The organism is Kitasatospora indigofera (genome assembly GCF_014655955.1).
GTDB lineage: Bacteria > Actinomycetota > Actinomycetes > Streptomycetales > Streptomycetaceae > Kitasatospora > Kitasatospora indigofera.
Genome location: NZ_BNBO01000021.1, coordinates 36,851 through 59,579, shown reverse-complemented (window position 1 = coordinate 59,579; position 22,729 = coordinate 36,851). Strand labels below are relative to the sequence as shown.

21 protein-coding genes are annotated in these 22,729 nt (G+C 74.7%); 9 read left to right on the top strand and 12 right to left on the bottom strand.

All coding sequences use genetic code 11. The annotated features are described in order from the left end of the window. Positions 1 to 3: 3 nt before the first annotated feature. Positions 4 to 564, bottom strand: a complete 561-nt coding sequence (locus IE329_RS19335; protein ID WP_190212179.1) for a DoxX family protein — start codon at positions 562 to 564, stop codon at positions 4 to 6. A 142-nt stretch (positions 565 to 706) separates the two neighbouring features. Here IE329_RS19335 and IE329_RS19330 point away from each other — a divergent pair, with 142 nt between their 5' ends. Both IE329_RS19330 and IE329_RS19325 read left to right on the top strand, forming a co-directional pair. Then, a complete protein-coding gene (locus IE329_RS19330; RefSeq protein WP_190212178.1) occupies positions 707 to 1,030 on the top strand; it encodes a barstar family protein in 324 nt (107 codons plus the stop codon). Between the two features lie 42 nt (positions 1,031 to 1,072). Continuing rightward, a complete protein-coding gene (locus IE329_RS19325) occupies positions 1,073 to 1,705 on the top strand; it encodes a MarC family protein (RefSeq protein WP_190212177.1) in 633 nt (210 codons plus the stop codon). A gap of 137 nt (positions 1,706 to 1,842) precedes the next feature. Here IE329_RS19325 and IE329_RS19320 read toward each other — a convergent pair whose 3' ends face one another. Beyond that, positions 1,843 to 2,376, bottom strand: a complete 534-nt coding sequence (locus tag IE329_RS19320; RefSeq protein WP_190212176.1) for an NADPH-dependent FMN reductase — start codon at positions 2,374 to 2,376, stop codon at positions 1,843 to 1,845. Positions 2,377 to 2,400: 24 nt separating this feature from the next. Continuing rightward, positions 2,401 to 2,835, bottom strand: a complete 435-nt coding sequence (locus IE329_RS19315) for an Lrp/AsnC family transcriptional regulator (protein ID WP_190212175.1) — start codon at positions 2,833 to 2,835, stop codon at positions 2,401 to 2,403. Between the two features lie 248 nt (positions 2,836 to 3,083). Here IE329_RS19315 and IE329_RS19310 point away from each other — a divergent pair, with 248 nt between their 5' ends. Genes IE329_RS19310 through IE329_RS19300 form a run of 3 tightly spaced genes read left to right on the top strand, consistent with a single transcriptional unit; the run spans position 3,084 to position 5,726 of the window. Next, positions 3,084 to 3,914, top strand: coding sequence for a tryptophan 2,3-dioxygenase (locus tag IE329_RS19310; protein WP_190212174.1), 831 nt, complete (start codon positions 3,084 to 3,086; stop codon positions 3,912 to 3,914). Then, on the top strand, positions 3,911 to 5,188 hold the full coding sequence (kynU, locus tag IE329_RS19305; protein ID WP_229927587.1) for a kynureninase: 1,278 nt from the start codon (positions 3,911 to 3,913) through the stop codon (positions 5,186 to 5,188). The genes IE329_RS19310 and kynU overlap by 4 nt, the downstream gene beginning before the upstream one ends. Positions 5,189 to 5,240: 52 nt before the next feature. Continuing rightward, positions 5,241 to 5,726, top strand: a complete 486-nt coding sequence (locus IE329_RS19300) for a F0F1 ATP synthase subunit B family protein (RefSeq protein ID WP_190212173.1) — start codon at positions 5,241 to 5,243, stop codon at positions 5,724 to 5,726. A gap of 134 nt (positions 5,727 to 5,860) precedes the next feature. On the opposite strand, the gene IE329_RS19295 is transcribed toward IE329_RS19300, so the two are convergent. Beyond that, positions 5,861 to 7,693, bottom strand: a complete 1,833-nt coding sequence (locus IE329_RS19295) for a choice-of-anchor A family protein (protein ID WP_190212172.1) — start codon at positions 7,691 to 7,693, stop codon at positions 5,861 to 5,863. Positions 7,694 to 7,906: 213 nt separating this feature from the next. On the opposite strand from IE329_RS19295, the gene IE329_RS19290 reads away from it, so the two are divergent. Next, positions 7,907 to 8,638 (top strand): 4'-phosphopantetheinyl transferase family protein, encoded by a 732-nt coding sequence (locus tag IE329_RS19290; protein WP_190212171.1) that lies wholly within the window; start codon positions 7,907 to 7,909, stop codon positions 8,636 to 8,638. 117 nt (positions 8,639 to 8,755) lie between these two features. On the opposite strand, the gene IE329_RS19285 is transcribed toward IE329_RS19290, so the two are convergent. After that, the gene (locus IE329_RS19285) at positions 8,756 to 10,114 is read right to left on the bottom strand and encodes a hypothetical protein (protein ID WP_229927586.1); all 1,359 of its coding nucleotides are present in this window, start codon (positions 10,112 to 10,114) and stop codon (positions 8,756 to 8,758) included. A 463-nt stretch (positions 10,115 to 10,577) separates the two neighbouring features. Here IE329_RS19285 and IE329_RS19280 point away from each other — a divergent pair, with 463 nt between their 5' ends. Next, entirely contained in the window at positions 10,578 to 11,063 is a 486-nt protein-coding gene (locus IE329_RS19280) for a hypothetical protein (protein WP_190212170.1), read from the top strand. A 289-nt stretch (positions 11,064 to 11,352) separates the two neighbouring features. Beyond that, on the top strand, positions 11,353 to 14,334 hold the full coding sequence (locus IE329_RS19275) for an AfsR/SARP family transcriptional regulator (RefSeq protein WP_190212169.1): 2,982 nt from the start codon (positions 11,353 to 11,355) through the stop codon (positions 14,332 to 14,334). Here IE329_RS19275 and IE329_RS19270 read toward each other — a convergent pair. Continuing rightward, positions 14,302 to 15,297, bottom strand: coding sequence for an Lrp/AsnC family transcriptional regulator (locus tag IE329_RS19270; RefSeq protein ID WP_190212168.1), 996 nt, complete (start codon positions 15,295 to 15,297; stop codon positions 14,302 to 14,304). The two genes, IE329_RS19275 and IE329_RS19270, sit on opposite strands and share 33 nt — an antisense overlap. A 108-nt stretch (positions 15,298 to 15,405) precedes the next feature. Here IE329_RS19270 and IE329_RS19265 point away from each other — a divergent pair, with 108 nt between their 5' ends. After that, positions 15,406 to 16,206, top strand: coding sequence for an inositol monophosphatase family protein (locus tag IE329_RS19265; protein ID WP_190212167.1), 801 nt, complete (start codon positions 15,406 to 15,408; stop codon positions 16,204 to 16,206). Positions 16,207 to 16,209: 3 nt separating this feature from the next. Here the strand turns inward: IE329_RS19265 and IE329_RS19260 are convergent, their stop codons facing one another. From IE329_RS19260 to IE329_RS19235, 6 genes are all read right to left on the bottom strand, one after another. Further along, complete coding sequence (locus IE329_RS19260) at positions 16,210 to 17,097, bottom strand: amidohydrolase family protein (protein WP_229927585.1); 888 nt, start codon at positions 17,095 to 17,097, stop codon at positions 16,210 to 16,212. Beyond that, complete coding sequence (locus IE329_RS19255; protein WP_190212166.1) at positions 17,094 to 18,731, bottom strand: acyl-CoA dehydrogenase family protein; 1,638 nt, start codon at positions 18,729 to 18,731, stop codon at positions 17,094 to 17,096. Before IE329_RS19255 ends, IE329_RS19260 begins: the two co-directional genes overlap by 4 nt. After that, the gene (locus IE329_RS19250) at positions 18,715 to 19,326 is read right to left on the bottom strand and encodes a TetR/AcrR family transcriptional regulator (RefSeq protein ID WP_190212165.1); all 612 of its coding nucleotides are present in this window, start codon (positions 19,324 to 19,326) and stop codon (positions 18,715 to 18,717) included. Before IE329_RS19250 ends, IE329_RS19255 begins: the two co-directional genes overlap by 17 nt. Before the next feature lie 55 nt (positions 19,327 to 19,381). After that, positions 19,382 to 20,065 (bottom strand): ferredoxin, encoded by a 684-nt coding sequence (locus tag IE329_RS40745; RefSeq protein WP_229927584.1) that lies wholly within the window; start codon positions 20,063 to 20,065, stop codon positions 19,382 to 19,384. A 72-nt stretch (positions 20,066 to 20,137) separates the two neighbouring features. Further along, on the bottom strand, positions 20,138 to 21,580 hold the full coding sequence (locus tag IE329_RS19240; protein ID WP_190212164.1) for a S28 family serine protease: 1,443 nt from the start codon (positions 21,578 to 21,580) through the stop codon (positions 20,138 to 20,140). 134 nt (positions 21,581 to 21,714) lie between these two features. Beyond that, the gene (locus IE329_RS19235; protein WP_190212163.1) at positions 21,715 to 22,629 is read right to left on the bottom strand and encodes a trypsin-like serine peptidase; all 915 of its coding nucleotides are present in this window, start codon (positions 22,627 to 22,629) and stop codon (positions 21,715 to 21,717) included. Positions 22,630 to 22,729: the final 100 nt, after the last annotated feature.

Here is a 22,729-nt window from a genome sequence, read left to right as displayed (position 1 = left end):
GGTTCAGGAGAGCCCGGCGCCCTCCTGGCCCGCGTCCATCGCGGCCCGCTCCTCGCGCAGCCGCATCACGTGCCGTCGGCGGGACACCACCGAGTACGCCCCGAGGGCACTCGCGACGAAGGCGAGCACCCCGATCCAGGGCCGGTCCACCCGGTGCCCGAGCGCGTGGTCCAGCGAGTACCGGCCCGCCCCCGACAGCCCCAGCGACAGGCCGGCCGCGCCGAGCAGCGCGGGGTACTCGTAACCCCCGGCCGTGCTGAAGAACCCGGCCGGGGCGTGCACCGAGATCGCGCCCGCCATGGTGCCGGCCACGATCGCCCCGGCCGCCGGGGTCGCCAGCCCCGCCACCAGCATCGCGCCGCCGCCCGCCTCCCCCAGGCCCGCGGCCATCGCGCTCTGCCGCCCCGGGTGGAAACCCATGTGGTCCATCGCCTGCGCGGTGCCCTCCAGGCCGCCGCCGCCGAACCAGCCGAACAGCTTCTGCGTGCCGTGGGCGATGAGTACCCCGCCCACCGCGCCGCGCAGGGCGAGCAGACCGAGATCCTTGCGATTGAGACAGGTCATGTCGGGCCTCTGTTCGAACGGCTGATGATCCTGCTGCCCATCCCAGCCCAAAGGTCGGCCCGGCTCGACCCGGCGCCGCCATCCGGGCGAAGATCGTGCTGCGACCCGGGCCCGCCGGGCGCGGCCGAGGACGGGGACGAGCATGGCGGGGATCGAGACGGCGCGGCCGTCGCCGGAGCACCACCTGGACGGGTCCGGGATCACCGACCGGGCCACCTGCTACGCCGCCCTCGGCGAGGCCGTCAACGGCCCCGGCGGCTACTACGGCAGCAACCTGGACGCGCTCGCCGACTGCCTGCGCGGCGGTTTCGGCGCGGAGCCGCCGTTCACCCTGGTCTGGCACGACGCGGCGGTGGCCCGCCGGCGGCTGACCGGTCCGGCAGTGATCGGCGGGCGCGAGCTGAGCTACTTCGAGGCGGTGCTCGACACCCTCCGCGCGGGCGGCGTCACCGTGCTGCTGCGCTGAGCCTCCGCTGCGCGGGAGCCCGGCTGCCGTCAGGCTTGGGCCATGTACGTCTTCGATCTCAGCAGTGCGTTCATCGCGTTCTTCGCGGTGGTCGGCCCGCCGAAGGTCCTGCTGTCCTTCGCCCAGCTGGGGGCCGGCCGCAGCACCGGCGACCTGCGCCGGCTCGCACTGTGGAGCACCCTGGTCGCCGCCGTGGTCGGCGGGGTGATGGCGTACACCGCGGACTTCGTCACCACGCTGTTCCACGTCAGCGACCAGTCGCTGCAGCTGGCCGGCGGGACGATCTTCTTCATCTACGCGGTGGCGCTGGTGCTCGGCATCCACCTGGGCGGCGGCGACTCGGACGACGAGCACCTGGCGAACCCCACGGTGGACGGCATCCGGGCGCTGCTGCTGCCCTACATCGCCAGCCCGCTGGCGATGACGGGCGTGCTGATCGGGTCGCTGAGCAAGGACACCTGGGGCTGGCACACCACGGTGGCCGTGGCGTACCTCGCGGTGGTGGCGATCAACTGCGTCTGCGTGCTGCTGCTGGCCCCGCTGCTGCAGCGCAGCCGGCGGACCTCGCTGGAACTGCTCTCGCGGCTGCTCGGGCTGCTGCTCGCCGCGGTCGGCGTCGAGCTGTTCCTGAACGGGCTGGCCGAGCTGGGCGTGCACATGGCCGTCGGACATTGAGCGGGCACCCGCCCGGGCGTACCCGGTTCCCCGAGGCCCGGACACCCGAGGCCCGGACAGTCGCCGCCCGGACAGTCGCCGCCCGGTTTCCCGAGGCCCGGACTCCCGCCGGGGCGGGCGTCCGGGCCGCCGCCGGGTCAGCCGGCCGTGAGCAGCTCCAGCACCCGGGCGATCTCCGCACGGGCCGCCGGATCGGTGATCACGCCGTCCGGGCCGACCGTCGCACGGTCCACCGGGACGGCGGCGCAGGCCTCCTCCAGCACGGCCGCGCCCGTGTAGCCCAGCACCAGGCGCAGGGTGGCCGCGGCGCCGAGGCCGCGGCCGGGGTTGGCCGCGTTGATCCAGGCCGTCGGCTTGTCGGAGATCTCGACCCCGCCGACCGTCCAGTCCAGCAGGTTCTTGAAGGAGCCCGGCAGGGTGCCGGCGTACTCGGGGGTGCAGACCAGGATCGCGTCGGCGGCCGCGACGGCCGCGCGGAGCTCGACGACCGGGGCCGGCAGCGGGTCGGTGTCGTCGTCCGGGTTGAAGTGCGGCAGGCCGGCCAGCCCTCCGTACAGGGTGGTGGTGACCCCCTCGGGGGCCAGGTCGGCGGCGGTGCGCAGCACCACCTCGTTGGAGGAGCCGGAGCGCAGGCTCCCCGGGAGCAGCAGGACATGACGGTTCGTCGGCATACCGGCCAACCTACCCGGCGGCCCTCACGGGGCGACCACGGGCCGCCAGGGGACGGGGCTGGAGAGGATCATCGAGCTGGCGGGCTGCCCGTACCCCGCCAGCCGGTCGATCAGCGCCTCGAACTGGGCCATCGCGGGCACCGCGACCAGCAGGGCGCAGCAGGCCCCGCCGGTCACCCGGTGCAGTTGCAGCACCTCGGGCCAGTCGGCCACCTCGGGGTCGCGCAGCAGGCAGCGCGGGCCGTAGCACTGGATCTGGACGAGCGCGGTGACCGGCAGGCCGGCCCTCGCGAGGTCGACGTGGGCGTGGTAGCCGCTGATCACGCCGTCGGCCTCCAGCCGGCGGACCCGTTCGGCGACGGCCGGCGGGGAGAGGCTGACCCGGCGGGACAGCTCGTTGTAGGAGAGCCGGGCGTCGGCCTGCAGTTCGGCGAGCAGCCGGCGGTCGACGGCGTCCATGATGGCTCCCTGCTGGTCGTGGTGGCCGGGGCGCCACCGGTGTGTCGGACGGGACGGAAGGGACGGTTTGCGTTCCTGAAGCCGAACGGCCGAAAGACCATGCGATCACAAGGCCCAACCGCCGATCCGGTGCCCGGAGCCCATTCAAGAGCGGACAGGGCCAGCCGCACAATAGGTCCGCCCGACCGGGACGGACCGGAGGCGCGGAAAGACCCGGCGCAGGGCGGGCTGTCAGGAAGGACCGGAACATGGGGCACGACGCGGTGAGCACACCCAACCTGTCGTTCGGACGGGAGGAGGAGCCCGGCAGCGGGACGCCGTACGCGCGCTACGTCCGGCTGGAGGAGCTGCACAGCCTGCAGCACCCGCGCAGCAAGGTGCCGGCCGAGCTCTCCTTCATCATCACCACCCAGGTGATGGAACTGCTCTTCGACCTGCTCCGGCACGAGTGGACGCTGGCCCAGCAGGCCCTGCGCGAGGACGAGGTGCAGGCCGCCCTGGCGGCGCTGCGGCGCGGCACCCACGTGCAGGACGTCCTGGTGAACTCCTGGGACCTGCTCGCCACCATGACCCCGCGGGAGTTCGGCTCCTTCCGCGAGGTGCTCGGCGAGGCCTCGGGCTTCCAGTCCTCCGCCTTCCTGCGCCTGGAGTTCCTGCTCGGCAACAAGAGCGAGCACCTGCTGCGGATGTACGAGGAGGTGCCCGGCACCCACCAGGAGCTGGCCGGCGCGCTGCGGGCGCCGAGCCTGTACGACGACGTGCTGGCGCTGCTGGCGCGGCGCGGCCTGGCCGTCCCCTACGAGCCCTCGGCCCAGCGGTACCAGCCGCTGCAGCAGGTCCAGGACGCCTGGCACCGGGTGTACACCGAGCCGGCGTACGCCGACCTGGCCGGCCTGGGCGAGGCGCTGCTCGACGCCGCGGAGCGGGTCACCCGCTGGCGGCAGAAGCACTACTCGGCGGTCAAGCGCTCGATGGGCGACAAGCCCGGCACCGGCGGGTCCAGCGGGCTGACCTGGCTGAAGCGCTCCGCCGAACAGGATGTCTTCCCCGAACTGTGGACCGTGAGGAACGAACTGTGAGCATCGGACCCGACGACACCCGGCCCTCCGGCGGCCGGCCCGGCACCACCCGGGAGCAGTGCGAGGCCCTGGACGCGGCCGACCCGCTGGCGGGGTTCCGCGCCGAGTTCACCCTGCCCGACAAGGGCGTCTACCTGGACGGCAACTCGCTCGGCGCGCTGCCGGTGCGGACCGCGGAGCGGGTCCGCGAGGTGGTCGAGGAGGAGTGGGGCCGCGAGCTCATCCGCAGCTGGAACGACGCCGGCTGGTTCGAGCAGCCGTACCGGCTGGGCGGCCGGATCGCGCCGCTGGTCGGGGCGGCGGCCGGCGAGGTGGTGGTCTGCGACACCACCTCGGTGAACCTCTTCAAGGTGCTCGCGGCGGCCCTGCGGCTGCGCCCGGGGCGGCGCACGGTGCTCGGCGACGGCGCGGCCTTCCCCACCGACCTCTACATCGCCGAGGGCGTGACCGGCCTGGTCGGCGGCGCGCGCAGCGTCCTGCTGCCCTCGACCACCCCCGAGGAGCTGGAGCGGCACCTGGACGGCGACGTCGCGGCCGTCGTCCTCTCCCACGTCGACTACCGCACCGGCGAGCTGCTGGACATGGCGGCCGTCACCGCCCAGGTCCGGGCGGCCGGCGCCCTGATGATCTGGGACGTCTGCCACTCGGTGGGCGCCCTGCCCGTCGAACTGGGCTCCTGCGGCGCGGACTTCGCGGTGGGCTGCACCTACAAGTACCTGAACGGCGGCCCGGGCTCGCCCGCCTTCCTGTACGTCGCCGAGCGCCACCAGGCGGCCGCCGAGCAGCCGTTGAGCGGCTGGTTCGGGCACGCCCGCCCGTTCGCCTTCGAGCCGGCGTACGCGCCGACCGGCGGGATCGGACGGTTCCTGACCAGCTCACCCTCGCTGCTCGGGCAGGCCGCGCTGGGCGCCGCCCTGGACGTCTGGGAGCGGGCCGACCTGCGGGCCGTCCGGGCCAAGAGCCTGGCGTTGACCGACCTGTTCATCTCGCTGGTCGAACCGTTGGACGGAGTCGAGGTGGTGACGCCGCGCGAGCACCACCGCCGGGGCAGCCAGGTCGCCCTGCGGCACCGCGACGGCTACCCGGTGGTGCAGGCACTGATCGAGCGCGGGGTGATCGGCGACTTCCGGGCCCCCGACCTGATGCGCTTCGGGTTCACGCCGCTGTACGTCTCGTACGCGCAGGTCTGGGACGCGGCACAGCAGTTGGCCGAGGTACTGGAGTCCGGCGAATGGCGCGAGGAGCGCTTCAACCGGCGCGGGGCGGTGACCTAGGCCACCGGCAGGCCCCTTATGTGACGGATCGTCATTTCGTACGATGGTCCGTATGGGACCTCTGGAGCCTGACCCCGCCCAACTCCTCGTCGGACTGCTCTGCTTCTTCCTGATCTTCGGCATCCTCGGCCGGATCGTCCTGCCGGGCCTCGAACGCACCCTCGCCGCACGGCGGGACGCCATCGAGGGCGGGGCCGAACGGGCCGAGGAGGCGCAGGCCGAAGCCCTCCGCACGCTCGCCGCCTACCGGCAGGAACTCGCGGCGGCCCACCACGAGGCGGCCCGGATCCGCCAGGCCGCGGCCGAGGAGGGCGCCGCCCTGGTCGCGGCCGCCCGCGAGGAGGGCCAGCGCGAACGCGAGGAACTCGTCCGCACCGCCCGCGCCCGCTTCGCCGCGGACCAGGTGCTCGCCGCCGCGGTGCTCCGGGAGAACGTCGGCGCCCTCGCCACCGATCTCGCCGGCCGGATCGTCGGCGAGCCGCTCGACTCCTTCACCGCCGGGCGCGGCTCGGTCGAGCGGTTCTTCGCCGAACGCTGACCGCGGCCCGGAGCCGTCGGCCGACCCCCGGCCGCCCCGGACCTGAGCGCTTTTTTTTCGAGGCAACGACGGTGCCCCGGTGTCCGAGGACACCGGGGCACCGTCGGTTCAGCGGGAGGCCTGCCGGGGGCAGGTCAGCTGTGGCGTCCGCGACGACGGACCACCATCACGACCAGACCACCACCCGCCAGCAGGACCGCACTGGCGAACCCCATCAGAACGGGGCTGACGCTGCTGCCCGTGGACGGCAGCGACGGACCGCTCGGGGATCCGCCACCGTGCCCGTGGGTCGGCGGGCCGCCGGGAGTACTCGGCGAAGGCACGACGCTCGGGCTGTGGCTCGGGCTCGGGCTGGGGCTGGGGCTGGGGCTCGCACTGTGCGAGGGCGAAGGCTTGGGGCTGTAGGAGTGGGTCGGGCTCGGCTTCGGGCTGTACGAGTGCGTCGGAGACGGCTTCGGACTCACGGACGGACTCGGACTCGGCGAAGGCTTCGGACTGTACGAGTGCGTCGGGGACGGCTTCGGACTCACGGACGGACTCGGACTCGGCGAAGGCTTCGGACTGTACGAGTGCGTCGGAGACGGCTTCGGACTCACGGTCGGACTCGGACTCGGCGAAGGCTTCGGGCTGTACGAGTGCGTGGGGCTCGGCTTCGGACTGTACGAGTGCGTCGGGGACGGCGACGGGCTCGGACTCGGGCTCGGCGACGGCGACGGCGACGGGCTCGGGCTCGGCGACGGCGACGGCGACGGGCTCGGACTCGGGCTCGGGCTCGGCGAAGGCGACGGGCTCGGACTCGGGCTCGGGCTGGGGCTCGGCGACGGCGACGGGCTCGGACTCGGCGACGGCGAGGTGCACTCCGGGAGGTCCCCGTCGAAGGGGTAGGCGTGCAACTCGTACCCGCCCACACCGCGCTGCTCCAGGTTGCCGGCCAGGTAGACCCGGCCGTCGAGGCCCGGCTGCTCGATCGTGGTGGTGCCGGCCGGGTTGCCGGCCATGATCGAACCCTGGAACTGGGCCTGGCCGGTCAGCAGCGCGGTCGTGGCGGTCGGGAAGTTCCACAGCAGCCTGGGCCGCAGGTCGGTGGTCGGGTCCCCGGGGATGCCGGTGCCCGTGTACGTGTTGATCACCGGATTGGCGGACAGCATGTTGACGATCACGGTGGCGCCCGCCGGGATGCCGGCGAATTCCAGGCCGATCGGGCCGCCGGTCGAGCCGGTCAGGTTCCCGGTGACGTTGAAGACCTGCCGCGCGCTGGTGCCGTCGCCGGTGAAGGTGGCGCTGAAACCGGTGAGGACGACCGTGCCGGTCGCGGTCGCCTGGCCCGTGCAGGTCGAGGCGTTCTCGATCTGGGTCCGGACGGACTGGTACTGGTCGGTGGCGTGGGTGTCCTGGATCGCCTGGCCGGTCGGCGCGATGTTGGTGTTCCCGGTCAGGGTGCCGGCGTACCGGAGGTTGCCGAAGGCGACGGTGCCGTCGGCCTGCGACCCCCCGAGGAAGAGCGTGTTGCCGGTCTTGATGTCGACGTTGCCGCCGACCGTGACGTGGTCGGTCCCGTCCGGCGGGGGCACCCGCGAGCCGACGCCGACGACGCCCGCGTTGAAGATGCCGCCGCCGTCCTTGTCGACGGTGAAGTTGCCGAGCGCGACGATCTTGCCCTCGGCCTCGGCCGCGCGCTGGGACGCCCGGAAGTAGCCGCCGGTGAAGATGTTGATGGTGGCGTCCCGGCCGAGGAAGTCGCCGTTGTTCGGCGGGAGGTAGCCGGCCGGGCAGTCCGGCCCGCTGCAGGGGCCGAGCGGCGGGGCCAGGGGGGCGGCGCTGCCGATGCTCAGCAGGGCGGTCAGCGGAGCCAGCGTCAGCCCGGCGACGAGGGCGGCCCTGAGCACCCGGCGGTTGCGGGCGGGCGGCGGACCGGTCGCCGGAGGGGGCGGTTCGACCGGCCCCGTGGTGCCGACACCAAGATTCATTGACTGCCCCTTACGCACGTCGGAGCGGGTTACCCCCCATCACCCGTCACTCATCTGATGATGTGTCCCATCCAAGCCCGCGGGCCGTCCGGTTCATGGTCACCACGCCGTCCCTTTTGCCCCGGGATCATACGGTTGGTCTCCCGTCGGCGGGTTGTCCGATCAGGCTTCCGGCTCATAGGTTGGGCACGGCGATCGGAGAGGGCGACAACGATGGACAACGCTTCGTACGAACCGGCGGGCCCCCTGGTGGCGGTCGCGGCGAGCACCGAGGTCATGCGGCACCCCGAGGCGGGCGAGCACCTGCTCGGCCCCGCCGAGCAGCAGCGCGCCGCCCGGTTCCACCAGGCCTCCGGCCGGCTCGACTACGTCGCCGCGCACGTCCTCGTCCGGATCTGCGCGGCGCGGGTACTGGGCGTGGACGCGAGCGGTCTGACGCTGGCCCAGCAGTGCCCCGACTGCGGCGATCCCACCCACGGGAAGCCCTACCTGCCCGGCCACCCGGACCTCCACGTCAGCCTCTCGCACACCCGCGGCGTGGTCGCCGCGGCCGCCGGCCACCACCCCGTCGGCGTCGACGTGGAGCTGCCGACCAGGACGGGGACGCCGGTCGAGGTCTTCGAACGAGTGCTCACCGAGGCCGAGATGCGGCTCGTCCAGGCGCACCCGGAGCCCGGCCGGGCGTTCCTGCGGCAGTGGGTCCGCAAGGAGGCCATGGTCAAGATCGGCCGGACCACCCTGGACACCCTCGGCGGGCTCGACCTCTCCGCCCTGCCGCTGGACACCCCGGGCGAGCTCCCGCTGCACAGCCGGTTCACGGACCTGTACCTGCTGGACTGGCAGGACGGCGGGCAGGCCGGGGACGGCGGCGGCACCGGTGCGACGGCCTGCGCCGTGAGCACCCGGGCACCCCGGCTGGCGACCCTGGCGACCCTCGTCCCCTGAGCCGTCCGCCGCCGCCCGCCGCCGGCGGCGGGGCCCCCGACGACCGCGACGGCCGTGCCCGCCCGGGTGGGCAGGCACGGCCGTCGTCCGGGTGTCAGCGCATCACGTCGGCGCCCGTCAGGACGCCTTGGCGTCGGCCAGCCTGCCGCTCTTGGTCAGGCAGTCGCGGAACTCGTACCAGGGCGCGGTGCCCGGCCAGCGGAGGAAGCCGGTGGCGCCGGTCCCCGCCGTCACGCTGCTGAAGCGGCAACCGTCGTAGAGCAGCTTGCCCGCCGTGGTGGCGGTGGCGGCCGTCACCTGGTGGGAGCCCATCAGCGCGCAGTCCTGGTAACGCACCATCGGCCCGCGCGAGGGGTTGACGGCGTCGAAGCGGTACTGGTGGGTGACGGCGTTCGCCCCCCAGGCCTGGAAGGAGAGCGCGGTGTCGTCGCAGGACACGAAGGTGATGGAGCCCTTGTACCAGCCCGAGTCGATGACCTTGTGGCCCGCGCCGCGCAGCTCGAAGCGGATGCCCTGCGCGTAGAGGCGCATGGTCGAGTCGGCGCGGCCGCTCGCGGCCGAACCGAGCTGGAAGAAGGTCCCGGTGGAGGCCGCGTCGGTGAGGATGTACGAGCCGCCGACGAAGTTCATCGAGCCGCCGCGCTCGTTGCGCACGAACGAGCCGGACTTGAACTCGACCTTGCAGTCCCGGAACCAGTAGTTCAGGAACTGGTCCTGCTGCGGCTCCGCCGGCGTCATGCCGATCACCAGGAAGGCGTCCGCGTAGGAGCCGCCGATCTGGCAGTGGTCCCAGCCCATCTCGCTGTTGAGGTCCGAGGTGGTGGCGGGCCCGTCGAGGCCGATGCCGACCTTCCAGGTGCCGCGCCACTCGACGTCCGTGTACCAGGTGTCCTGCACGCCGCCGGCGTCCGAGGAGTACGCGTAGTTGAAGGTCGAGGTGGCGTCCTGGCTGTCGAAGGTCAGGCCGCTGATCCGGATGTTCTTGTACCGCTGCCGGTTGGTCCACAGCGTGGTGTTCCGGGCCGTCGGCGCGTACGTGATCCGGGAGAGCCGCTTGCCGTAGCCGGTGATCGAGATGCCGTCGACGATGCCGCCGTGGCCGACGCCGTCCTCGCCCGGCAGCAGCGAGTCCGGCTGCGTGAGCAGGTAGTTGCCCGGCGGGACGAGCAGCACCTTCTTCGGGACGGCGCCCGAGATCGGGCCCGGCTGGAAGGAGCCGAGCAGCTCCGCCGCCGCGGCCCGGAACGCGGTGTCGCTGGGCGTCTGGCCCGTCGGGTCGGCCCCCTTGGCGACGACGTCGACCACGTAGGCGTCCACGCCCGTGGTCGCCGCCGAGGCGCTGCCGCCCCCGAGGACGACGCTGCCCGCGAGGGCGCCCGCCCCGGTGAGCCCGGCGAGCAGGGCGCGGCGGCCGGGCCTGCGCTCCGCGCCGCCGTCCGCCCGGCCGTCGCCCGGCCGGTCTGCGTATGTGGTCATCTGTACCCCCGTGGTGGTGCGTGCTCCGGTGGACCCGGATCAGGATGGATCATGACGGTGAACCGACACGATCTTCATACAAGCCTCGCCCCGCCACAAGGCCCGGCGGTCCACCGCCCCTCCCCGACGGCACGTCACTTCGACTGCTCCCGAGCCCGGTTGCGCAGCCCCGTGCCACCGGGCCTCGCGGAGCACCGGGCCCGTTCGCCACCGGGGCTCCGGTGCCCGGCCGCGGTGCCCCGGCGTGGGCGGCCGGACGGATGTGGCCCACGAGTCCCGCGGACGGCCGGCCCGCGGGGCCCCGCAGATCCCGCGGCCGGACCGGCGGCCCGGCCGAAGGTGCCCCGGCCTGAGGTGCCCCGGCCTGAGGCGCCCCGGCCGGCCGGTGCTAGCGTGCTCGGGGCTTCGCTCGGTGGACGCCCCGCCGCACCGCCCCACCCCAGCGCGAAAGGGCCGCCCCGCCATGGCCAAGTTCCTCCTCAGCCTGCACGTCCTCGTGTCGGTGCTGTTCATCGGTCCGGTCGCGGTGGCGGTCAGCATGTTCCCGGCCCGGGCCAGGGCCGCGCTCGCCGGCGGCACCGACGGGGCCCCGGAGGCCGGTTCCGTCCGGCTGCTGCACCGGATCACCCAGGTCTACGCGGGGCTGGGCCTCGCGGTGCCCGTGCTGGGCATCGGCACCGCCCAGGTGATGGACGTGCTGGGCCAGTCCTGGCTGATCGTCTCGATGGTGCTGACCGCACTGGCCGCGCTCTCGCTGCTGCTCTTCGTCCTGCCCGCCCAGCAGGCCGCCGTGGACGCGCTGGAACTCGCCGACCCGCAGGCCCCCGAACACGCGAAGGCCGTGCAGGGCCTGCGGCTGCTGCCCATGACGGCCGGCGTCTTCAACCTGCTCTGGGCCGTGGTGGTCGTCCTGATGGTGATCCGCCCCGGCTCCACCACCGGCGCCTGACGGCCCGGTCCGCCCGTCCCGGCCGGCAGCATCCGCCGGCCGCTCCGGCCCGGCCGGCGCCGCGGGCGGATCGGCCGGGCGTCCACGAACGGGCCGCCCGGCAGCGGCTCGGCCGCCGCGTCGCCGGCGGAGCCGTCCGACACCCCCGTGGCCGGACCGCCCCGCGCAGGACGGGTCATCAGTCACCGATCCTGCGGGGTCCCGCCAACGGACCACTAACATGTCACCAACAGGACCGACGGCGCAGAGTCGATGGGGGCGGCCGGGTCCATCACGGGAGACTTGTGACATGCGTTTTGGTCTGCTCGGTCCGCTGACCGTGCACAGCGATGCAGGTACCGGGCGCCCGGTCGGCGCCCTCAAGAGCAGGACGCTGCTGACCGCCCTGCTGCTGCGCCCCGGCCGGCAGGTCCCGCTCGACACCCTCAAGGAAGCGCTCTGGGGCGAGCACCCGCCCGCCACCGCGACCGCCTCGCTGCACAACCACGTGGCCCGGCTGCGCCGCGCGCTCGCCACCGACGGCGACTCGCGCCTGCGGGCCGTCCCCCAGGGCTTCCTGCTGCACGTCGAGCCGGGCGAGCTGGACACCGAGCTGTTCGCCGCCCGGCTGGCCGCCGCCCGCAGCGCCCACCAGCGCCAGGACTGGACCGGCGTGGAGCGGGAGAGCGCCGCGGCCCTCGAACTCTGGCGCGGACGGCCGCTCGCGGACGTGCCGGCCTTCGCCCAGCACCCGCTGGTCGACCGGCTGACGGACCAGCACCTGCAGCTGCTGGAGTGGCGCTACGACGCGGCACTGCAGCTCGGGCAGCACGAGTTCCTGACCGCCGAGCTCGGCTCGCTGACCCGCGAGCACCCCTACCGGGAGGCCTTCCACCGGCAGTTGATGCTCGCGCTGCACCGGACGAACCGGCAGGCCGACGCGATCGCCGCCTTCCACGCCCTGCGCCGGGCCCTGGTCGACGAGCTGGGGGTCGAACCGGGCCGCGCCGTCCGCGAGGCCTACCAGGAGATCCTCACCACCCAGCCGGGCCCGGCCGAGCAGCCGGCGCCCGCCGCCGCCCGGCCGAGGCCCGCCCAACTCCCGGTCCCGCCGGCCCACTTCGTCGGGCGCTCGGAGCAGCTCCGGGCCGTGCACGCGGCCCTCACCGCCGACGACGGGCAGCCCGCGGTGGCGGTCGTCAGCGGCATGGCCGGGGTCGGCAAGACCGGGCTGGCGCTGCAGGTCTCCCGGTCCCTGCGCGAGCACTTCCCCGACGGGCAGCTCTTCCTCAACCTGCACGGCGCGACCCAGGGCGTGGCCCCGCTCGAACCGCTGCAGGCCCTCGGCGTGCTGCTGCGCGGACTGGGCGTGGAACCCCGGCTGATCCCCGGCGACGCCGACACCGCGGCCGCCCTGCTGCGCTCCACCCTGGACGCCACCCGCACCCTGATCGTGCTCGACGACGCCGCCTCGGCCGCCCAGGTCCGCCCGCTGCTGCCGGCCGGCCCGGGCTGCGCCGTGCTGGTCACCAGCCGGCCCCCGCTGGCCGCCCTGGACGGCGCCACCCACATCCCGCTCGCCCCGCTCACCGCCGACGAGAGCACCGCGCTGATCACCAGCGCCTCCGGGCGCGATCCGGCGGAGCACGACTGCCCGGCGGTCCGCCGGCTGGTCGAACTCTGCGGCCAGCTGCCGCTCGCCCTACGGGTCGTGGCGGCCCGCCTGGCCGTACGGCGGGCACTGACCGCCGAGGCCCTGGTGGAGCTGCTCACCGACGAGGAGCGCCGGCTCGACCAGCTGGAGTACGACGACCTCAGCGTGCGCCGCTCGCTGGCCGTGGCCCACGACGCGCTGCTCACCTCGGAGCGTGAGGACGACCGCGACGCCGCCCTCGCGCTGCGCCGGATCGGCGCCCTGGACCTCGCCGAGTACGGCGCGCCGCTGCTCGCCCGGCTGATGGACGACGAGGAGCCCCGCGCGGCCGCCGCGCTGGAGCGGCTGGTGGACGTCGCCCTGCTGGAGGAGACCGACTTCGGCAGCTACGCGCCGCACGACCTGGTCCGCGACTTCGCCCGCGAACTCGCCGGACGCCTCGACCCGCTGGCCGCCCGGGAGGCGGCCGCCGACCGGGCCCTGCGCTGGTACGCGGCCGCCGCCCGGGAGTCGGTGCTGGCGATCCTGCCGCCCGGCGGGGAGCGCGACCGCCGGCTGCCCGACCCGGTCGGCTCGGCGCAGCCGTTCGCCGACTCCGCCGCGGCCTTCGCCTGGTGCGACCGCGAGCTGTCGAACATGGCCGCGCTGGCGGTGAACTTCGCCGGTCTGCCGGCCCACCGGGAGGCGGTGCTGGCGCTGGCCCGGTCGCTCTCGCCGTACCTGCAGCGCCGTGGGCGGGTCGAGGCCCTGCGGGTCCTCAGCGAGGTCGCGCTGGCCACCGCCCGGGCCGCCGCCGACCCGGCGGCGCAGGGGCAGGCGTTCAGCGACCTCGCCGCCGGCCACTACATGGCCGGCCAGTTCGAGGCCGCGCTGGCCCTGAACGACCAGGCGATCGAGGTCTGGCGGGCGCTCGGCGACGACGACCGGGTGCAGCCGGCGCTCGGCAACCGGGGGCTGCTGCTGCGGGACCTCGGCCGGACCGCCGAGGCCACCGTCGTCCTGGAGGAGTGCCTGCTGATCGCCCGGCGCCGCGGCGTGGAGCGGGACGAGGCGATCGTGCTGAGCACCCTGGGCAACCTCCGGGAGCAGGACGACCCCCGGCTGGCGATCCACTTCCACCGGCTGAGCCTGGAGTCGGGCGAGCGGATCGGCGACTCCATCATCCGGCAGGCGGCGCGCACCAACATCGGCTACGCGCACCTGACCCTCGGCGAACCCGACCAGGCGCTGCCGCACTTCGAGACCTGCATGCGGCTGCTGACGGGCAACGACGACTGGCACCACGAGTCGCAGGCCCGTCTCGGGCTGGTCCGCTCGCTGCACGGCCTGCGCCGGGACGAGGAGGCCGAGCGGGAGTGCCAGGCGCTGCTGGGCAAGGCCGCCGAGCGCGGCGACACCTACTCGCAGGGCCTCGCCCAGCACGTCAGCGGGCTGATCCTGGACGCCCGGGGGCGCCGGGCCGAGGCCGTGGCGCACTGGCAGGAGGCGCTGCGGGCGCTGGCCGGCACCGACTCCCCGCTGGTCGCCGAGCTGGAGGAGCTGATCGCGCCGGCCGTGGTGGGCGCGCCCGCCCCGACGCTGCTGGGCACGGTGCCCTCCCCGCGCTCAGGCGGGTCGGGGGCGGCCGCCCGGCGCTGACAGCAGCACGCCGGCCCGCTTGACGGCCCGCCCGACGACGGCGGTCTCGGCGCGGGTGACGCCGAGCGGGCCGAGCGTTCCGGTGGTGAACCGGTAGAGGCCGCCGTGGTCCGGGCAGAAGACGGTGGCCAGCAGGTTGCTCGGGCCGCTGGTGGCGAACACCCCGTGCACCTGCGGGTGCGCGGCCAGTGCCTCGCCCACCTCGGCGAGCCGGCCGGGCGGGACGTCGATCCAGAGGTTGGCGTCCACCGCCATCCCGAGCAGCCGCGGGTCGACGGTGGCGTGGGTGCGCAGCAGGCCGCCGGCCGCGAGGCGGTGCAGCCGGCGCCGGACGGTGGTCTCGGGGGCTCCGACGGCTGCCGCCAGGGCCGCGTGCGGGAGGCGGGCGTCCTCGCCCAGCCGGGCGAGCAGGAGCTGGTCCAGGGCGTCGGTGACCGGCGGCGGGGTGCTGGGCGGCGGCGGCCTGAGGGCGGCGGCCTCGGCGGCGTCCAGGTACCCGGCCCGCCACTGGCCGGCGTCGGCGAAGGCGTGCAGCACGACGTGCGCGGTGCTCTCCAGCACCGAGCCGGTGGCGGGCAGTTGGCCGTGCAGCAGCCGGTCGCGGGCGCCCTCGCCGGCCAGCACGACGGCGCTGACCTCACCTCCGCCGAGCATCACGTCGACGAACGGGACGTCCGGCCGGGCGGCGAGGGCGTGCGCGACGGTGTCGACCTTGCCGCGCAGCACCCGGACCCGCAGCAGCAGCGCCCCCACCGCACCGAACTCGGCGTCGGGCATCCGGACCACCGTCAGCAGGCCGGCCTGCCGCATCCGGGCCAGCCGGCGGGTGACCGTCCGCACCGAGACCCCGAGCACCTCGGCGAGCCGGCCGCTCTCGGCCCGGCCGTCGACCTGGAGGGCGCAGACCAGCCTGCGGTCCAGGGTGTCCAGCACCGTGGCCGGATCCGCCGTCGAGGTGTCCATGGTGTCCGATCTCCGCTGTCGCGGCCGCTCCGAGGTCCGGTCCGGCCGACGCAACGATACGACGTGTCCTGCACCCGGGACGCTCCCGGCGCACGGACGGAGGCCGCCATGAACGAGATCCAGCAGTTGCTCCCCGAGGTCGTGGACGCTGTCCGGGCGGTGGGCGCCCGGTTGGCGGCCGCCCGCCCCGCCGAGCCCTCGCCGGCCCGGACGCTGCCGGAGGCGATGGCGCGGTTCGCCGCGCTGGACGGCCCGGCCGGCGAGGAACTGCGGCTGCGGCTGGGCCGGTTGCGCCCGGGGGCCGGCCAGGTGGGCGACGAGCTGGAGGCCACCGTGCCGGCCGAGGGCGAGTGGTGGGTCTGCGACCCGACCGACGGGGCCGTCCAGTACCTGCTGGGGCTGCCGCACTGGGCGGTGACGGCGACCCTGGTCCGGGACGGCCGGGCGGTGCTGGCGGTGGTGCACGCGCCGCAGCTGGGCGGCTCCACGTACGCGGCGGTGCTCGGCGGCGGTGCGGTGCTGGACGGCCGGCCGGCCGCGCCGGTCGACCGCGAACTCGCCGTCGCGGTGGCCGGGTTCGGCCACCCGCCGCTGGCCGCGCAGGACCCGGTGGCGCTGCGCCGGGCGGGCGCCGCGCTGCCGGCCGTGCTGGCCCGGGTGCTGGCCGTACGGAACCTCGGCCCGACCGCCCTCCAGGTGGCCCAGGTCGGCTCCGGCCACCTCGGGCTGTTCTGGGAGTACGGGCCGGACGCCGGCAACCTGCTGCCGGGCGCGCTGATCGCGGCCGAGGCCGGCGCGGTGGTGACGGACGCCCTCGGCGCGCCGTGGACACCGGCCGCCGACAGCTTCCTGGCGGCGGCGCCGGGCCTGCACGGGGACGCCCTGAAGGCGCTCGCCGGGGTCGGCTGACCGTCAGGCGGCCCGGCCGGGAGCGAGGTTGAACAGCGCGGCCGCGTTGTCGTGGCAGACCGCCCGCAGCCAATCCTCCCCCAGCCCGAGCCCGGCCAGCGCGTCCAGCGCCTCGGCGTACGGGTACGGGATGTTGGGGAAGTCCGTGCCGAGCAGGATCCGGCCCTGGAGGGCCCGCAGGCGCGGCAGTTCGGCGGGCGGGAAGGGACTGTCCCGCTCGGTGAAGGCGGTGAACGCCATCGTGGTGTCCAGCCGGACCCGCGGGTACCGCTCGGCCAGGTCGAGGAAGTCCCCGTACTCGGGCAGGCCCATGTGCGCCACCACCAGCGGCAGTCGGGGATGCCGGGCGAGCACCGCGCCGATCGGCCCCGGGCCGGTGTGCTTGCCGGGCGCCGGGCCCGAGCCGCAGTGGGTGACCACCGGGGTGCCGCTCTCGGCGAGCAGCCCCCAGACCTCGTCCAGCAGCGGGTCGGCGGGGTCGTACCCGCCGACCTGGAGGTGCGCCTTGAAGACCCGGGCGCCGTCGGCGAGCGCCCGCGCCACGTACCCGGCGGCCCCGGGCTCGGGGTAGAAGGTGGCGGTGTGCAGGCAGTCCGGGGTGCGGGCGGCGAAGCCGGCCGCCCAGGCGTTCAGCCAGGCCGCCATGCCGGGCTTGTGCGGGTAGAGCATCGCGGTGAACGCCCGGACGCCGAACTCCCGCAGCAGCTCGACCCGGCGGGCCTCCTCCTCGCGGTAGGTGATCGGCCAGGGCCGGCCCAGCAGCGGGCCGGCCGCGTCGAAGTACGCCCACACCTTGTCCAGGACGTTCTTGGGCATGAAGTGGGTGTGCACGTCGACCAGTCCGGGCAGGCCGAGGCCCTGCCAGAAGGCCCGGACCTCGGCGGCGCTCACCGCAGGACCGGGGTGGCCGCCCGGGCCAGGATCGCGGCGGTGTCCAGGCCGGCCGGCAGGGTGCCGAAGGCGCCGCCGTGGTCCCCGCCGAGCCGGGAGGCGCAGAACGCGTCGGCGACCGCCGGGCTGCCGTACCGGACCAGCAGCGAGCCCTGGAGGGCCAGCGCCATCGACTCGACCAGCCGGCGGGTGCGGTACTCCAGGTCGGTCGGGTCGGTGAGCTCCTTGCGCAGTCCCGCGACGGCGGTGTCCAGGCGGCGGTCCGCCCCTGCGGCCAGGTCGAGTTCGCCGAGGAAGGCCTCGACGCTCTCCGGGCGTTTGGCCATCGCGCGCAGTGCGTCCAGCGCCGCGACGTTGCCGGAGCCCTCCCAGATCGAGACCAGCGGCGCCTCCCGGTAGAGCCGGGGCATCCCGGACTCCTCCACGTAGCCGTTGCCGCCGAGGCATTCGAGGGCCTCGGCGGCGTGCGCCGGACCACGCTTGCAGACCCAGTACTTGGCGACGGCCAGGCCGAGCCGGCGGACCAGCGCCTCGTTCTCGTTGCCGGCCAGCGCCGCGTCGGTGGCGGCGGCCAGCCGCATGGCGACGGCGGTGGCCGCCTCGGACTCCACCACCAGGTCCGCGAGCACGTTGCGCATCAGCGGCTGGTCGACCAGCGCGGCGCCGAACGCCCGCCGGTGGGTGGCGTGCTGGAGGGCGCGGGTGGTGCCCAGCCGGATCCCGGCGGCGGCGCCGAGGGTGCAGTCCAGCCGGGTCATGTTGACCATCTCGATGATGGTCGGCACCCCGCGGCCCTCCTCGCCGACCAGCAGGCCGACCGCGCCGTCGTACTCGATCTCGGCGGAGGCGTTCGACTTGTTGCCCAGCTTGTCCTTGAGCCGCTGGAGCTGGATCCGGTTGCGCCCGCCGTCGGGCAGCACCCGGGGCAGCATGAAGCAGCTCAGGCCGCCGGGGGCCTGGGCGAGGGTCAGGAACAGGTCGGACATCGGCGCCGAGGTGAACCACTTGTGCCCGGTCAGCCGGTAACTGCCGTCGGGCTGCGGGACGGCCGTGGTGGTGTTGGCGCGGACGTCGGAGCCGCCCTGCTTCTCGGTCATCGACATGCCGGCGATCAGGCCGCGCTTGGTGTGCGGCTCGCGCAGTCCGAAGTCGTACTCGGGCGCCGCGAGCAGGGGTTCGAGCCACTCGGCGAGCGCGGGGGTGGCCCGCAGGGCCGGCACGGCCGCGTACGTCATGGAGACCGGGCAGGTGTGGCCCGCCTCGACCTGGCTCCAGACGTAGAACTTGGCGGCCCGGGCGGTGTGCGCGCCGGGGCGGTTGTCGCGCCAGGGGGCGGCGTGCAGGCCGTGGCCGACGGCGGTCCGCATCAGGTCGTGCCAGTGCGGGTGGAACTCGACCTCGTCGATCCGGTTGCCGAAGCGGTCGTGGGTGCGCAGCACCGGCGGGTGCTCGTTGGCCAGCCGGCCCCACTCGGCGGCCTGCTCGGAGCCGGCCAGCACGCCGAGCCGGTGCAGTTCGGGCTCGGCCCAGCCGGCGCCGGCCCGGTGCAGGGCCTCGATCAGGCCCGGGTCGTCGGCGGTGTCGTGGCCGTAGGGCAGCGGCACCTGGTTGGTGACCTCATGCGTCGGTGGCATCGTGTCCTCCCAGGGCACGCAGGGTGAAGGAGACCAGGCCGGGGATGACCTCGTCCGGGGCGGAGCCGGCGGCGAGCGGTCCGGCCAGGGCCTCGCCGACCGCGCCGACCAGCGCGGCGGCGGTGAGCTCCGGGTCCTGCTCGGGCAGCCGGCCGGCGGCGACGGCCGCCGCGATCTGGGTCGCTATCACGTCGCGGAAGGCCCGCCGGAACACCAGCCGCTCGGTGTCGACGACCGCGTCGGCGGGCTCGACCAGCAGCGCGTACGCGAGGCGCGGTGCCTTCAGCGCGCGGACGGCGAAGGTCTCGACGACGGCGGCGACCTTGGCCTGCGGGGCGTCGTGGCGGGCGACGGCCTCGGTGACGGCGGCGATCTCCCGGCTGACCACCCGCCGGAACAGCTCCACCGACAGCTCCGCCTTGTTGGCGAAGTGCTGGTAGAGGCTGCCGGTGGCGATGCCGGCCCGGTCGGCGACGGCGGCCATCGAGCAGCCGCCGTAGCCGCGCTCGGCCAGCAGGCCGACGGCGGCCTGGAGCACCGCCTCGCGCTGGGCGTCCAGGCGGGCCTGTACGGCGGGGGTGCGTCGGTAGGGCATGGGAAGCATTGAAGCATCGATTCAATACTTCGGCCAGGGGGCGCGCGGAGCCTCCTCAGAGCGACGGGAGCGGCTCGCCGGCCTTCGGCTCCCGGCCCTCGGCCAGCCAGAACAGGTACCCGCGCAGGTAGTCCTCCAGCCCGTCGTCCAGGTGGGCGGCGAAGGCCAGCAGCGACTTCCGCTCGTTGTCACCGCCGCCCCGGCCTGCCAGGTCCTCCTCGATCCAGCGGCGCACCCCCGCCCGGCCGGCCCACCACTCCCGGACGGCGTCCGGCGTCCAGTGCTCGTCACCGTCGCCGGCGTAGCCGCGGAAGAGCTCCTCGCCGAAAGCCTCCTGGAGGTCCGCCAGTTCGTCGGGGCCGGCGGCCTGGCGGTAGACGAATTCCGTGCCCCGGTCACCGAAGAGGACGTGCCGCGGCGCGCACGCCGGACCGTGCCCGCCGCTGTCGGTGGCGCCGCCGTAGAACGGCCCGGGGACGTTCAGCCGGCTGCGGTCCTCCCACCGGCCCTCGCCGACCTCCCGCGAAGGGGAGCCGATCAGCTGCAGCGGGTTCCAGTAGGCGACCTCCGCCGGGTCGCTCACCTCCGGCCGGCCGGCCGTACGCCGCCGCTCCGGGCCGCGCTCCGGCCGGTCTGGCGGCGGCCCGGCCGGGCGGCCGTCCGCCCGCCGCTCGCGGATCAGCAGCAGGCCGAGGGGCAGGGCGAGAGCTGCGGCGACGCCCAGCCAGATCTGGTTCACGCCGTCGACCCTACGGCCCGGCCATCCGCGCCGGAGCACGGGCGGCCGGGCGGCCGGGCGGCCGGGCGGGTCCTAGAGCCGGTGGTGCTCCTCCAGCAGCCCGGCCCGGTCGAGGTCGGTGAAGGGTGCGCTCTGGGCGAGGGCGGCGGGGCGGCCGGCCTCGGCGGCCCCCAGGCCCGCCCAGTCGAGCAGCTTGGCGGTGGCGGCGGCCGACTCGGCGGGCGTCAGCGCCGCGATCTTGGCGCCGTGATTGGCACCGGGGGCGGTGTAGACGTAGCTGTCCTCGCTGCCGCGGCCTAGGGTGAAGCGCTCGGCGCCCCACGGGTCGTTCTGGCCGTAGACGAAGATGATCCGCTCGGCGTCGTGCCGCACCCAGCGGTCGATGTCCCGCATGGCGGACGGGTCGAAGCGCATCGGGATCGAGCGCGGCACGTAGCTGCGCGGCGAGTAGAGCTCCTTGGTGTCGTAGTGCAGCAGCCCCTTGAGGTGCGACACGTCGAAGTTCGGGGAGCCCAGCTCGGTGCCGGCCTGGTAGTAGTACGCGGTGTACCCGGCGAGCGACTGGTCGCTGTTGGAGGTGACCCCGGAGTGCGTGTCGAGCCAGGCGTACAACTGGTCGTCGGTGGCGCCGGCGGCGGGCACGTCCGCGCAGTCCGCCTCGATGCCGTACTGCCAGAACGCCCAGACCACGTCGAGGACGCCGACCTCGTAGGCGCGGTCGGCGTTGCCGATGGTGGCGAAGGTGTTGCCCACCGCCGCGTTGTCGGCGGCGTAGCGGGGCTCCAGGGTGGCCCGGCGGACGAGGAGTTCGCGTTGGGCGGCGTCCAGCGCGGCCCGGCAGGCGGAGGTCCCGACCTGGTCGAAGAAGGCGCTGTAGGCGGAGTCCTCGCGGTCGTCGACGTCGTTCGGGGCGACGTAGGCCACCGTGCCGTCCACGTCGTCCGGGTAGAACCGCCGGTGGTAGACGGAGGACATGCCGCCCTTGCTGGCGCCGGTGGAGATCCACTCGTGGTCGTAGATCCCCTTGAGGGCGGTGATCAGCCGGTGGGCGTCGCCGGCGGCCTGCTGGATGCCGGCCTTGGACCAGTCGGCGGGCTGCGGCCGGGAGGGCGTGAAGTAGCGGTACTCGACGGAGACCTGGTTGCCGTCGAGCAGCCGGGTGGGCTCGGTGCGCGAGGGCGTGGTGCCCAGGGTGTAGCCGTTGGTGTAGAAGACGGTCGGGCGGTCCTCGCCCCGGTGGAGCACGCTGAACCGCTGCTGGAAGGTGCCCAGCCAGGGCCGGCGGTGGTCGACCGGCTGGGTGTACGTCAGCAGGAAGTACCGGTGCCCGGTGGTGGTGGGCTTCTCCTCGGTGACGGTCACCCCGGGGATCGCCGCCAGGCGGTCCTTGATGTCCGTGGCGGCCGCGGCGGGCCCGGCGCCCTCGCCGCGGGCCAGCGCCGGCGCGGCGGACCCGAGGGCGAGCAGGGGGATCAGTACTGCCGCTACCAGCAGCCTCTTGAGCGTGGTGCGCATCGACTCTCCGTTGTGTCGGCGGGTGGCGGTGCGGTGCCGGCCGGACGGGGCCTGGTGGGCCGTCCGGCCGGTGGTGCTCACGGCCGAGTGGGCCACCCGCTGGCTGCGGGCGGCCCACCGGCTGTCGGTCGGTCTCAGGGGCGCGGCAGGGTGCAGCCGGCGCGGGTCAGGTCGAGGCGGTTCCCGGCGGCGAAGCAGGCCGGGATCCCGTACGTCTGCTGGGCGTAGTTGATGCCCTGACGAACCGTCACCTTACCGTTCTGGTCGACCTCGCAGGGGTTGTTGACGGTGCACGACTCGCCGTCCTCGTTGCCGGTGTTGTTCACGGCGACCACCTCACCGGTGGCGGTGCTGACCACCGGCGAGCCGGAGGTGCCGCCGATGGTGTTGCAGCTGGAGGTGTAGCGGACGGAGTCCTTGAAGGTCCACTCCCCCTCCTTGAGGCGGTAGGCGAAGCCGTCGACCGAGCAGGAGTAGATCTTCTTCCAGTACCCGGAGACGACCTTGATCGAGGCACCCTGGGCCGGGTGGGTCGCGGCGATGGTCAGCGGCGCGATGCCGTACCGCGACTGGATCGCGGCGTAGGTGGTGTTGAGCTGGTAGAGCGACACGTCGGTGTCGGTCATGGTGCCGTAGACGACCTTGCTGGCGCGCAGCGTGCCGAGCTTGGCGCCGGTGGAGCTGAGCAGCGAGAAGGTGCGGCTGGAGGCCTGGCCGACGACGACCTCGCCCGGGCCGGGCATGCCGTTCTCCAGGCAGTGCCCGTTGGAGAGGACCAGCGCCGGGTCGCCGGCGGCGGAGCCCGGCATCCGGACCAGGGACCCGGAGCAGTTGCTGAGCGCGACCGTCCCGGCGAAGCTGACGGCGGCGGCGGGCTGCGCCTGAGCGGCCCGGTCGGCGGAGGCGTCCTGGCCGACGGGGACGGCCCGGTCGGCGGATACGGCCCGGGCCTGTGCGCCGGAGGGGGCGGCGGCAGCGGCGGGGGCGGCGAGGGCGGTGGCCCCGGCCAGCAGGAGCGCGGTGAGCACGCCTATGAGCGGCTTCTTCATGGGAGGGCCTCTCGTATGTGGGGGTGCACCAAAATTGGCGCGTGCATGACGAGATGTCAAGACACCCTCAACCACGGGAGAGCGGGGCCACCGGCCGCCG